The organism is uncultured Pseudoramibacter sp. (genome assembly GCF_903789625.1).
Lineage (GTDB): Bacteria > Bacillota > Clostridia > Eubacteriales > Eubacteriaceae > Pseudoramibacter > Pseudoramibacter fermentans.
In genome coordinates this window covers 1-11,979 of the sequence record NZ_CAIFFF010000014.1, presented here as the reverse complement: position 1 = coordinate 11,979, position 11,979 = coordinate 1, and the positions used below count along the sequence as shown (strand labels likewise).

General features: G+C 54.5%; 11 protein-coding genes. 8 read left to right on the top strand and 3 right to left on the bottom strand.

The features are described from left to right. The first annotated feature begins 40 nt into the window (after positions 1-40). The 4 genes from QZX60_RS07715 to QZX60_RS07700 all read left to right on the top strand — a co-directional run bounded on the left by QZX60_RS07715 (position 41) and on the right by QZX60_RS07700 (position 1,785). Positions 41-253: a FeoB-associated Cys-rich membrane protein gene (locus QZX60_RS07715; RefSeq protein WP_295363285.1), complete on the top strand. Its 213-nt coding sequence runs from the start codon at positions 41-43 to the stop codon at positions 251-253. Between the two features lie 389 nt (positions 254-642). Continuing rightward, positions 643-852, top strand: a complete 210-nt coding sequence (locus QZX60_RS07710; RefSeq protein ID WP_295363283.1) for a FeoA family protein — start codon at positions 643-645, stop codon at positions 850-852. A 39-nt stretch (positions 853-891) separates the two neighbouring features. Next, positions 892-1,221, top strand: a complete 330-nt coding sequence (locus tag QZX60_RS07705; RefSeq protein ID WP_295363406.1) for a flavodoxin — start codon at positions 892-894, stop codon at positions 1,219-1,221. Between the two features lie 18 nt (positions 1,222-1,239). Continuing rightward, the gene (locus QZX60_RS07700) at positions 1,240-1,785 is read left to right on the top strand and encodes a DUF3793 family protein (protein ID WP_295363280.1); all 546 of its coding nucleotides are present in this window, start codon (positions 1,240-1,242) and stop codon (positions 1,783-1,785) included. 58 nt (positions 1,786-1,843) lie between these two features. Here QZX60_RS07700 and QZX60_RS07695 read toward each other — a convergent pair whose 3' ends face one another. After that, the gene (locus tag QZX60_RS07695) at positions 1,844-3,301 is read right to left on the bottom strand and encodes a hypothetical protein (RefSeq protein WP_295363277.1); all 1,458 of its coding nucleotides are present in this window, start codon (positions 3,299-3,301) and stop codon (positions 1,844-1,846) included. 168 nt (positions 3,302-3,469) lie between these two features. Between QZX60_RS07695 and QZX60_RS07690 the strand changes: the two genes are divergently transcribed. After that, positions 3,470-4,468, top strand: a complete 999-nt coding sequence (locus tag QZX60_RS07690; RefSeq protein WP_295363275.1) for a glycosyltransferase family 2 protein — start codon at positions 3,470-3,472, stop codon at positions 4,466-4,468. 52 nt (positions 4,469-4,520) lie between these two features. Here the strand turns inward: QZX60_RS07690 and QZX60_RS07685 are convergent, their stop codons facing one another. Continuing rightward, complete coding sequence (locus tag QZX60_RS07685) at positions 4,521-6,122, bottom strand: LCP family protein (protein ID WP_295363272.1); 1,602 nt, start codon at positions 6,120-6,122, stop codon at positions 4,521-4,523. Between the two features lie 169 nt (positions 6,123-6,291). Between QZX60_RS07685 and QZX60_RS07680 the strand changes: the two genes are divergently transcribed. Next, positions 6,292-7,791 (top strand): hypothetical protein, encoded by a 1,500-nt coding sequence (locus QZX60_RS07680; RefSeq protein WP_295363268.1) that lies wholly within the window; start codon positions 6,292-6,294, stop codon positions 7,789-7,791. Between the two features lie 167 nt (positions 7,792-7,958). Here QZX60_RS07680 and QZX60_RS07675 read toward each other — a convergent pair whose 3' ends face one another. Continuing rightward, complete coding sequence (locus QZX60_RS07675; RefSeq protein ID WP_295363266.1) at positions 7,959-9,236, bottom strand: glycosyltransferase family 2 protein; 1,278 nt, start codon at positions 9,234-9,236, stop codon at positions 7,959-7,961. Positions 9,237-9,476: 240 nt separating this feature from the next. Here QZX60_RS07675 and QZX60_RS07670 point away from each other — a divergent pair, with 240 nt between their 5' ends. Continuing rightward, positions 9,477-10,112 (top strand): ECF transporter S component, encoded by a 636-nt coding sequence (locus QZX60_RS07670; RefSeq protein ID WP_295363263.1) that lies wholly within the window; start codon positions 9,477-9,479, stop codon positions 10,110-10,112. Positions 10,113-10,180: 68 nt separating this feature from the next. Further along, positions 10,181-11,911, top strand: coding sequence for a DEAD/DEAH box helicase (locus tag QZX60_RS07665; protein WP_295363260.1), 1,731 nt, complete (start codon positions 10,181-10,183; stop codon positions 11,909-11,911). The last annotated feature ends 68 nt before the right edge of the window (positions 11,912-11,979 follow it).

The window sequence follows — 11,979 nt, the reverse complement described above, 5'->3', positions numbered from 1 at the left end:
ACAGCATTATTACAACACAACAGATTAGAGGTGGATTTAAATGTTAGGTTCAATCATTGTGGGTCTCATCGTCGTTCTGATCGTGGTCGCCGCGGTGAGGTCCTTACACAAATCCGTCAAAAACGGCGGCACCATTCAGTGCGGGGACTGCCCCAGCGCGGGTGCCTGCCACGGCGGTTGCCACACGGAGCCCACACCTGAACAAAAGGCGTGGATCAACACCTACAGCAGCCGAAAACACAAAGCGAATTAGCTTTCCCTGTGGATTCTCCACATGATATAAATATGCAGGCGGCTTTGCCGTCTGTCCTCCTTCTTTGATGATTATTAAAAAGGGAAAGACCGCTGAATCAACGAAAAATGCGTTTAGTGCACGCATGGTCTGGCGCGGGTTTTATTTCATCGACGTGAGTGATCACTCGATTCCTCTTCTTTCAGCTAACCGCGGCAGCCCTAGGGGTCTGAAACGTTCAAACACCTATTTGATCTATCCATAGATCCGAGACCTCAGTTGGTCCCAGCGAAGAAATGGCCGGTCTGACCTGAAATAACGCCGAAGGGAATTAGTGCCTCCCGGACGCAGTCAGGAAGATCGGTCGTTTTTTATTGGTCAATCGAATTAAAGTAAAAAAGGAGTTCAATATGCCGTTATCACTTGCAGAACTCAATCAGGAATATATGATTAAATTCATCCGCGGCAACGACAAGATCATGAAGCACATGAACGATTTAGGTTTTGTCGTCGGCGCGACGGTTAAACCGGTCCAGAAATTGGGCGGCAACCTCATCGTCTCCATCAAGGACAGCCGGATCGCCATTGACGAATCGATGGCAAATAAGATTATTGTGTAAAACGAAAAAGGTGGCAAATAAAAAGGAAGAACGGTATTGATGGCCGGCGACGGCATCAACGATTCGCCAGCCCTCTCTGAAGCGGACGTCGGCATCGCCTTCGGCTGCCCGTCAATGGGCGTTGAACAGCTGGAAGACAGCGAATTCGAACCGATGTTCGACGACGTCAAAGGGAGTCTGAAGGGCAAGCACATCGTGCTGTTTGGCTCCTACGGCTGGGGCGACGGCGAATGGATGCGCAATTGGGAAGACGACTGCGATAACATCGGCGCAAAACGCGCGGCGGATTCGGTGATCTGCAACGAAACACTGGACGACGAAGCGACCGAATCCTGCAAGGCGTTGGGCAAGGCATTGGTCGAAGCGTAATTCAAAAACGATAAAGCCATGTCTGATCTGCAGTTGATTCGAAATTGTGCGTCGACGCTGGCGGGAATGAAAATCGGAAGCCTGTTCAACGCGAGAGAAAAAGAAGAAGCTCAGGTGAACTTCTGGCTTAAGCGTTGGAACGCGCTTTTAAATGAGAAAGGGGTTTACGTCCGGTGTCTGCGTTACAACGGCCGGGCTGCGTTAATGTACGTCTACCGGGAGGCGGCGTTAAATGAACGGATGCGAGAACCAAAGGTGCAGGCGCCGATGCGGCGGCTGCGCTACCCGGCAGGCGGGATCGCGGGCAAAATCGATCATTTGTCCGCGCATCTGAATGCGCATCCCGAATTTCCCCACGAAATCGGCCTGTTTCTCGGTTATCCGCTGGAGGACGTCTGTGGCTTTATCCGGAAAAAAGGGAGAGATTACAAGTGTTCAGGATGCTGGAAGGTGTACGGTGACGCGGAAAAGGCAAAGGCGTGCTTTAAGAAGTACCACCGCTGCACCGCCCATTACGTGAAGCATTATCAAAAGGGCGGCACCCTGTGCCAGCTGACGGTTTAAGGATTTGGTGAAAGCCAGCTCTGTGTTTGATTAAAACGCAGGGTCGGCTTTTTGGCGTCTAGATGAGCGCCCACAGCGGCAGGAAGGTGACGAGGTAGCGGCTCTTCGATTCCCAGAGCAGCAGGAACAGCGCGAGAAAGAGCAGCGCAAGCTTGATCAGATCGCTGTGGCCCTTCAGCCGCTTGTCCGATCGGCCTTCTTCGATGAAGGTCCATTCCGTGGTGAAAAACACCGTGAAATACAGGATGTTAGCTAAAACGCGGAGGCTCAGATGTTGAAACACCGGGACGTAGTGGGCGCTTCTGAACATGCCGTCTCCCCAGGTTCGCCCGATCTTGACGCCCATGTGGACGATAAAGGCCGGCACGTCCTTGAGCTTCTGCCCGAGGCGGATCCAGTCGGCGTGGGTCTTTGCGGCCTGCCCGGAGTAGGATAGGGTGTAGAGGAAATCCGCTTTGTGGAAGCCGCCGTCGCCGCTGGCGCTCATCATCACCCAGTGGATCATCGGGAATTTGTACTCAGCGAGCAGTTTCTCGTTGAGATCCAGGCCCTTGACGAGGAGTGTGCCAGTAATTTTGGCGCTTAGGGCAAAGACGACAATCAGCCAGGCCATTTGGGCTGCGCGGGCTGTTTTATTCTGATGTCCGGGATTGTGGACGAGAATGTCGCACAGGTAAGCCGGCAGCAGCAGGCCGGCGCTGCCCTTGACTTTGTAGGCGATCATCAGCAGCAGCATCGAGAGCCCGAGAGTCAAAGTGGCGCGGGCAGATCGAGAGTGCAGGGTGCCGCGGTCGAGGCCCGTGCGCCAGCAGACGTAGGCGTACACCGAGGCCATCAGCCAGGGCATCGCCATCGAATCCGTGTAGAAATACGGGATGTAGGTAAACATCGGAATGAAGCACAGGCATTTGACGGCGCAGAAAAAGGCCCGCCTGCCTCCGTAGAGCTTTTCGCCGGTGGCGAAGACCAGAGCGAGGGAAAAGTTGAGGCAGAGCATATTGACGAAAATTGGGCAGGCGTCGGACAGGCCGCCGGTGAGGGTGTATTCGATTTTGTAGATCCCGGCGAGGAGCGCGAGGATCATGTGATTGTTGGGGTAGGTGTAAAAATAATGGTGGTGGTGGGCCGGCATGCCGTCGTGAATGGCCGATGGACCGTAGAGCACCAGGTTTTTCGCCGCGTGGGAGACGTAGTACAAATCGTTGTGGGGCTTGATCGGGACGTGATAGACGATAAGCAGTTGTACCCCGAGAAAGAGAAAGTCTAAGATAATAAACGCCCGAATCGGGTCGAAGGCAGCAGTATCATCAGTATCGATCTGGCCGTCAATGCACCTAAAAATCAAAAATAGAGCGAACACGCCGAGAAAGGTGAGGGTAAAGAGCACCAGCGCTTCAGGCACCGCCACGCGCAGCCGCAGGCTGTAAAAATACCAGACGCCGGCGAGGAGCAGCACACAGCCAAAATAAAGGGATAAAAACCGGTTGAACCGGCGGGAATCGTAACGTAATTTCAATTTCGTAACCTCTTTTTGCAGCGTATTGATTTCAGTCGGACCTATCTTAGCATACTGAGAAGAAAGACTTCATGTGTTTATCTAAATTTAATTTTTAATTAACTTTTTTGAAATAAAATGTTCAAAATTAAAACGGATAATCAGTAAAAAACAAATAGAGGTTGTATTGTGGAATGTATTGAAGTAAAGACAAAAGAAAACCGCGAACGGCCGAGACTGATCGTCGTCGTGCCCTGCTACAACGAAGAAGCCGTGCTGCCGATCACGTCGAAGCTGTTTCTCGACGAGCTCAACGCAATGATCGCAGATGGAAAGATCGCGGAGGACAGTCGGATTTTATTCGTCAACGACGGCAGCAAGGATCAGACGTGGCCGATCATCACAGGGTTATCCGAACAGGACACGCATTTTGCGGGGATCAGTCAGAGCCGGAACCGCGGCCATCAAAACGCCGTGCTCGCGGGTCTGATGGAAGCGAAGGACCGCTGCGACATCACCATTTCGATCGACTGCGACGGTCAGGACGACATGCACGCGATGGAAGAAATGGTCGACGCCTACCGCGGCGGCGCCGACATTGTGTACGGCGTTCGGGACAACCGCGACAGCGATTCGTGGTTCAAGCGGACGACCGCCCAGGGATTTTACAAATTTTTAAACAAAATGGGCGCGGAGGTGGTGTACAACCACGCGGACTACCGTCTGGTTTCGTCCCAGGTGCTGGACGCTTTTTCGGATTTTAAAGAGGTCAACCTCTTCCTTCGCGGGATGTTTCCGCTGGTCGGCTTCAAAAGCGCCTGCGTCTATTACACGCGGAACGCGCGCATGGCCGGCGAGAGCCATTATCCGCTGAAGAAAATGATCGGCCTCGCGGCCGACGGCATCACGAGCCTGTCGATCAAGCCAATCCAGATCATTACCAACGTCGGCATCGGGGTGAGTCTGATCGGTTTCGTTGGTGTGCTCTGGGCGCTGATCGAGGCCCTCCTCGGGCACACCGTCGGCGGCTGGGCGTCGCTGACCTGTATCGTCTGCTTCTTAGGGGGCATTCAGCTGCTCAGCCTCGGCGTCATCGGCGAATACGTCGGCAAAACTTATCTCGAGACCAAACACAGGCCTCGCTACATCATTTCGGCGTGCACAGGCAATTGGCATTCGGAAAAATAAGCGTAAAAAACGGCTTATTCCGCTCACGATTCAAGCGAGATAAGCCGTTATTTTATTGCTGCCAGACGGTGTCGATGTGATCGCTGATGTCCTGGGTCCGGCTCGACGGCGTGTAGTCGTGCTCGTAGATGAACAGGTGCAGGGTCTGCACGTTTTCGCTTAAGGACGTCGGGAAAACGTAGGACTGGCCCTGGAGATAGCCAAGGCTAAGCTGGTTCGCGTCAGGAATCTGCTGCTGCTGAAGGGTGGCGTTCCGGACCAGCGCGAGATTAAATAAGAATTTGAAAATCTTGGCGTTGGACATGTTGGTCTTGATGTAGGGCTTGACTGTCTTGTAGAGGCGGTACTGCTTCGACAGGCTCATCTTTTTGGCCTTGTTCAAAACCTTCTGCATGACGGTGCGCTGGCGCTGGGTGCGCCCGAAATCCCCGTTGCCGACGTAGCGGATGCGCGAGTAGGCCAGGGCCTGGACGCCGTTCAAATGCTTGGTGCCGCTGCCGGTCACGTGCTTCGCGTTTTTGTTGTTGGTCCGGTTAATGTTGTCGACGTAATCGTTGAGGACGCTGACTTCGTCGGACGAGAGGTCGACGTTAATACCGCCGACCGCGTTGACCACTTTAATGGTGCAGTCAAAGTTGATGGTGATGTAGTCGGTGACCGCCGTGTCGAAATTCGTGTTGATGGTCTTGAGGGCGAGGGACGGCCCGCCGTAGGCGTAGGCAGCGTTGAGCTTGCCGTAATTGTGCCCGGGAATTTGGACGTAGGTATCGCGCATCAACGACGTCGCCTTGATTTTCTTGTGCTTGTTGTCGCTGGTCACGATCATGATCGAGTCGGAACGGGCGCCCGCAACGTCGGAGCGCGAGTCGATGCCGAAGACCGCGACGTTCATGATCCGCTTGCCGCTGGCCTCACTGGCGGCCTTGAGGCTGATGCCCCGGGAGGGGCTGACGGTTACGAAAACAGGCCAGATCAGCACGACGTAGGCAGCGGAGATCAGCGCCGCGACGATGGCGATCAGCGAAATCCAGAGCTTTTTGCGGCTCTTTTTGTGAGCAGCTGGAACAGCCGGGCTGCCGGTCCGGCGTCCGGTGTTGCGCCGTGGGGTCTGTCCGGCCGGGCGGACGCGGTGCCGCTGGCTGCCATTGGACTGGCGCCGGTTTGTGCCAGAGGTGCGCCGTCTAATTGGCTGCCGGCCTTGGCCGGAAGCGTCGGGGCGTTGAATGCGGCCAGTGGTCCGGTGGACGATCCGCTGACCCTCATTTCGGGGCTGGCGTCTTTGCGGCTGGCCGTTCGTTCGACGCGCGGAGCCGGGTGACGCCGCGGTTCGCGTGGTTCTCTTCTGCGGCGGGCGGCTGACGCCCTGCGCAGAAGCTGTCCGGCGTTTTTGGGGCTGGGCCGTCCGGCTGGCAGGGCGCCTTTGAGCCTGCGACGTGCTGGGCCGCTTCGGCGGCTTCGACGAAAGGTTTCGGACAGGGCGGGCAGCACGGCTCGACGGGCGGGCTGATTGGGCCGTTCTATGGACGGTTGAAGATCTTTGAGCTGATCGGTTCGCTCGGTTCGCGCCGGAACGCTCAGCCAGCCGTCTTTGACGGGCCAGTTCAGCGCGTTCGCTTTCGGTTAAAGGTCTTCGCTGTTTTGATCGATGATTCAAGATACTTCTCCCTAACGTTAAAATTTAACTGACTTATTATATCACGACCTGTCAAGTGTGGCCCTGAATCGCAAAAAATTATATAAATTGTGAATTACAATGATAAAAAATATACATTTGAAGGAACATTTGTTATAATAACACTATCATAAACTGAGGAGTTGAATTTATGACAGATCAAAAAAGCCGGAGATGGCTTTTATATATCTTTGATTGTATCGCGCTGGCGGTCGGCAACTTCGGCATGCTGGGCGTATCCAAATTCGTCTTTAACGCGGAGGTCAGGACCGATCTGATGACGGTCGTGCTGTTCATGCTCTGCATCCGTCTGCTGATTGTGGCGCTCGGAGATTTTACGGGTTTCTGTGACAAGCTCTGGCACACCGTGGTGATCGTCGCCATTGAAGAAGCGGCCGTCGTGATCGTCGAGTACGTCATGGTCTACGGCCTGTCTCAGCGCTTTCTGATCATGACGGCGGCGGCGGACTTGATTCTCGTGATGCTGGTCCACGTTTTCTGGCAGCGCAGACAGCGCAAGGCTGTGCCGGCGGATGCGGCAGACTCCGCCCAGACCGATACAGACGGCGAAGCGCCGGAAGGGGTGCTTGAGGCTGAAGAAGAAGCGGCTGCGGACGAAGCAGCAGCAGCTGAAGATGACAAAGATCACAAGGTCAGCTGGCTGCTCAGAGGCAGCGTATTGGATGACGCTGACGAAGCAGACGAAGCTTCCGAAGCATCAGACGCGGCGGATCAAACCGAGGCATCGGGCAGCGGCACAGCCCTCGATTGGCTGGACGACGACGATGAGGATTTTGGATCGGAAGGGTCCGGCCTGTTCACATCGGAAGACGATGACCTCGAAGAAGAGGAAGATATTGAAGATGCTGAAGCCATTCAACAAACTCAAGAAGAAGTGCCTGAAGCGGTGCCCGAACAGGAAGTAAATCCAGCTCAAGAGACAACACCTGAACAAGAAGCAGCGCCGGCGTCCGACGACGGTGAAGGCGAAGCGGCATCAGAGACCGCTGAGATCGAAGACACCGAGCAGGAAGAACCGGTTTCTGAACCGACAACCGAATCCGAGGCTGAAGCACCGGCGGCAGAGACAGCAGAAGCGCCAGAACGCGAAGAAGTGCTTGATGAAGCCGAACCCGCCGTACCAGAAACGGCAGCGCCTGAGGCTGAAGCGGCGGCTGAGTCTGAAGACCAGACAGCGCAGCGGGACGTTGAAGACGACCTCAACGATTTTATCGACGTGTTAAGCGCAGAGGTTTCCGACGACGTGTACACCGAAGTGTCCGCCCGTCTCAAGGCCTCCCTTGAAAGGCTTCTCGCCTTCAGGACAGACGAACCCTTTGTGACGACGAGCCGCGAGCTGATCGGTCAGCTGGACGGCACCAAAAGCAAAGGCGATTTGACCACTGCGGCGATCGACAACGTCATTGCTGTAGCCCAGCAGATCGAATCCATTGACCAAGTCGAAAACGTGATTGAAGCGCCGGCGGCGACGGCCGAAAAGCCGGTCGAAGCGCACCGCGTGAAAAAGTCGGACTACAACATTCAGGACGACGAAATCCTCCTCGACAGCGGCGATTCGGAAATCATCATCTCAAAGGAAGATCTCGAACACATCCGCAATTACATGAAAAACCACCGCAAATCGAAGTAAATCTTTATAGCGTCTATCTTCTCTCTTGAATAAAAGGGAATAGGCGCTTTTTTAATGCTTAAACGCGCCTCACTGTAAATAATGCAAATAAAATAATACGATAAAAAAGGCACAGCCGATTGATTTAGCTGTGCCTTTGAACTTGTCAATAGATATTTTTAGAAGATTTAATTAGAAGAATTTTCGATCTGCAGATTCGATTTAAGCTGCGACAAGGTGAAACTTTCAGTGTGTGCGATCGGTTCCCAGGTAGTCAGCGGCTTGAGGATGCAGGCGAAATTGATGACCGTCCACGATACGATAAAGAACCACCAGGTGAAATAAGACGACGTCTTGACCGAGCTGTTTTTGTGATGTTCGTGGCGGACGAGCCAGTGGGTGAACTGGATGGTCAGCAGAATGCCCACAGCGCTTCCGGCGATTGAGAGGTAATTCTGCGTCTGCGGAATCTGCAGGTTGATCGAAATCATCATGATGATAATAAACGACACAAAGCTGTAAATCGTGGAAATGACCTGGAGCAGCGGCGCCGACAGGTAGAGAATCATGTCGATGCAGCCGAGGCGGTGCGTTTCTTTAAAGCTCTGCCAGAGCTTCGGCGTGTAGTAGGAGAAGCACTGGATCGTGCCGGTGGACCAGCGTTTGCGCTGCTTCCACGAGGTCTTGAAATCGATCGGGTGTTCGTCGTAGGTCCGGGCGTCCGGCACCCAGGAGACGTACTGCCCTTTGATGATGTTCTGCGTGGTGAATTCGATGTCTTCGGTCAGGCTGAAGGTTCTGAAGCCCGAATTGTCTTTCTTTAAGACCTTGGCCGAAACCATGAAGCCCGTGCCGTTGAGGGCGGCGGAAAGGCCGACATTTTGGCGGGCCTGGTTGATGAACCGGTTGACCGTGTAGTAGAAAATCGTCTGGCAGCCCGAAACCCACGAGGTTTTCGGGTTCTTGCTTTCGCGGTAGCCCTGACCGATTTCGACGCCGGCGCACATCGCGTTGTTCATCGCTTGGAAGAAATCCTGCTGAACGAGATTATCGGCATCGAAGATGCAGAAGCCGTCGTAAATGTCGTTGTGAGCGAAGGTGTCGTCGAAAAATTCTTCGAGGGCGCCGCCCTTTGAATGCACCGCCGAGGAGCAGTGGAACGTTTTAGCGCCGTGGGCCAGGGCCACTTTTTCAGTGTTGTCGGTGCAGTTGTTCGGCAGCACGTAAATGTCGTAGAGTTCCTTCGGGTAATGCTGTTCCTTGAGGGAGTCGATCAAATTACCGACGACTCCGGCTTCGTTGCGCGCGGCGATGACCGCGGCAAATTTCTTCTGCGGCGGCGCCTGAGGATATTCCTTTGATTTGAACAATCCCATGACGCCGATGATGACGTAATACACACCGTAAATCGTAAAAGGCAGACCCAGAATGATTAACGCAGTCTGGATCGCATCTTGTACCATCATAGACAACCTTCCTTTTATTTCCTTATTTTATTTATACAAAAAATCGTAAATCATTGGTAAAATCGTATTTCTCAAAATTCCGGTGTTATTTTATCATCATTTCCGGATTTTGACAAGAAAGCCGGCAAAATCTAGGGAAAACATTAAGATTGACAGAAGGGGCGCCGTGTGATAAAATAGACCTGTTTTTAAAATACACACTTTATTCGGAGAGACCGAAAAGGTAGTGAGGAGTTTAATATGAAAAAACAGAATAGTTCAAAGCAGAAGACCCGTTGGCTGGTCACGTTGGCAATGTTTGCCGCAATCATCGTATTGCTGGCTTTCACGCCGTTGGGATTGATCCCGCTTCCGTTTATCAAGGCGACGACGATTCAAATACCGGTCGTCATCGGTGCCATTCTGCTGGGGCCCTTGGCCGGCGCCATTTTAGGCGGCGTCTTTGGCATTTGCTCGATGGTCAACGCAACTGTTGCGCCGACACCGATGAGCTTTGCCTTTTCTCCGGCACTCGCGATGAACGCGGCCGGTGCGGTCAAGGCCGTTTGGATCGCTCTCGGATGCCGGATCTGCATCGGTATCGTCGCCGGATGGCTCTGGCGCGGACTGAAAAAGGTCAAGATGAATGACATCCCGGCGCTCGCGATCACCGGCGCGGCCGGCGCGATGACGAACACTGCCCTTGTGATGGGCAGCATTTACCTGCTGCTGGCTCAGGAATATGCCAAGAGCATCGGCAGTTCCATGAGCGCGGTGTTCAAGGTGATTATGGGCGTGGTCGCCGGCAATGGCATTCCGGAAGCCATCGTCACCGCGATTCTCGTTACCGTCATCGGCAAGGCGCTTCTGGCGCTGACGAAGCGGTCGGCAAAATAACTTCATAATATATTGGCAAGGCGTCAGGCGTTTGTCTGGCGTCTATTTTTTTAATTTAAAGGAGATTTATGAAATTCAGCACATTGGCTATTCGGGAAACGACCCTTCAGGCGGTCGATCAAATGGGAATTGTGGAGATGACGCCGATTCAGGAACGGGCGATTCCCGTATTATTAGAGGGAAAAGACGTCATCGGCCGTTCGCAGACCGGGACGGGCAAGACTCTCGCTTTCGCGGTCCCCGCTGTTACGGCAATCGACGCAGCACAAAGACATCCCCAGGTGCTCGTGCTGCTGCCGACCCGGGAGCTGGCTATTCAGGTCGCCGGCGAATTCGACAAGCTTACAGCTTTTGACGACGCCCTTTCCGTGGCTCTGCTTTACGGCGGCGAACGTTTTGACCGCCAGCTCGCGGCCCTGCGCGGCGGCGCGCAGATCGTCGTCGGCACGCCGGGGCGCACGCTGGACCATCTGCGCCGCGGCACCCTGAAGCTCGATCATTTAAAAATCGCCGTACTGGATGAAGCCGACGAAATGCTCGACATGGGCTTCCGGGACGACATCGAAGGGATTCTGTCCCAGATTGGCCATCCAGTTCAGACGGCGCTGTTCTCGGCGACGATGCCGAAGCCGATTCTTGAGCTGGCCAGACGTTTCCAGCGCGATCCGGCAAAAATCGAGGTGGCGCCGAAACGCATTGTTGCCTCGGGCATCGACCAGAAGGTCTTTGTCGTGAAAAAAGGGATGAAGCTTGAAGCGCTGATGCGCCTCCTCGAGGTGTTTGAGATGCAGAAGGCGCTGATATTCTGCAATACCAAACGCGCAGTCGATACCGTCGCGATGCAGCTGATCGATCAAGGGTACCCGGTGAGCAAGCTCCACGGCGATATCGACCAATCGGCTAGACAGGCGGTGCTCAGACGTTTCACCCGCTCGAAGCACGGGGCCCTCGTCGCGACGGATGTGGCCGCCCGGGGTATCGACATCGACGACATCGACCTCGTCATCAATTACGACGTGCCGGAAAACGCGGAGGATTACGTCCACCGGATCGGCCGGACTGGCCGCGCCGGGCGCAAGGGCACGTCGCTGACCCTGGCCCAGAACCGCGACCGCTTCCACCTTGAAAAGATCGAGGCCTACACAAAAAAGAAAATGACCCGGGAGACCATTCCGACGGGGTCGGAAATTCAGGTGCTCAAGAGCCGGCAGATGACCGAAAAGCTCGCTGCGGCCTGCGAAGACATGCGCACCAATCCAGAAAGCGGCGATGCGGCCGGCATTTATAACGGTATTTTGAATGCCCTCAGAGACAAGGGCTATTCAGACGCGCAGATCGCTGTGGCGCTGCTCAGGCAGTCTATGCCGATCACCGATTACGCCGAGACCGACCTCAACGACCAGATTCAGACCGTCGGCGCAGGGAAGAAAGGCGGCCGGAAGAGCCGGAAGGGCCGCGGCCATCGGGATCCGCGGTCGGGCGTGACGATTATGATCAGCGCGGGAAAGAAGGACGGCGCGAAGAAGGGCGACATTCTCGGCGCGATCTGCGGTGAATCGGGGATCTCCAGCGATGAGGTCGGGGACATCGCCGTGTTCGGGCATTTCTCGACGGCGGTGGTGGCCGACGATCAGGTGGCTAAGGTCATCGCGGGGTTGGACGGCGCGCGGATCAAGCGCACCGTCGTGTCGGCGTCGATCGCGGGCAAGAAGAAAGATAAAAAGAAAAAAGGGCATCACGCCCGAAAAAGCCAGCATCACGGTAAGAAGAAAAAAGTCGAAAAGAAAAAGTCGAAGTGAAGTTCACTTCGACTCAGACTGTCGACAAAGTCTAGAGGGAAACGCTCTAGGCTTTGTTTTTTTATAGC

Excerpts from the sequence above, each read along its gene's own strand:
- QZX60_RS07710 (WP_295363283.1), top strand. The coding sequence starts at position 643 with ATGCCGTTATCACTTGCAGAACTCAATCAGGAATATATGATTAAATTC.
- QZX60_RS07675 (WP_295363266.1), bottom strand. The coding sequence starts at position 9,236 with ATGATGGTACAAGATGCGATCCAGACTGCGTTAATCATTCTGGGTCTG.
- QZX60_RS07715 (WP_295363285.1), top strand. The coding sequence starts at position 41 with ATGTTAGGTTCAATCATTGTGGGTCTCATCGTCGTTCTGATCGTGGTC.
- QZX60_RS07665 (WP_295363260.1), top strand. The coding sequence starts at position 10,181 with ATGAAATTCAGCACATTGGCTATTCGGGAAACGACCCTTCAGGCGGTC.
- QZX60_RS07705 (WP_295363406.1), top strand. The coding sequence starts at position 892 with ATGGCCGGCGACGGCATCAACGATTCGCCAGCCCTCTCTGAAGCGGAC.
- QZX60_RS07670 (WP_295363263.1), top strand. The coding sequence starts at position 9,477 with ATGAAAAAACAGAATAGTTCAAAGCAGAAGACCCGTTGGCTGGTCACG.
- QZX60_RS07700 (WP_295363280.1), top strand. The coding sequence starts at position 1,240 with ATGTCTGATCTGCAGTTGATTCGAAATTGTGCGTCGACGCTGGCGGGA.
- QZX60_RS07680 (WP_295363268.1), top strand. The coding sequence starts at position 6,292 with ATGACAGATCAAAAAAGCCGGAGATGGCTTTTATATATCTTTGATTGT.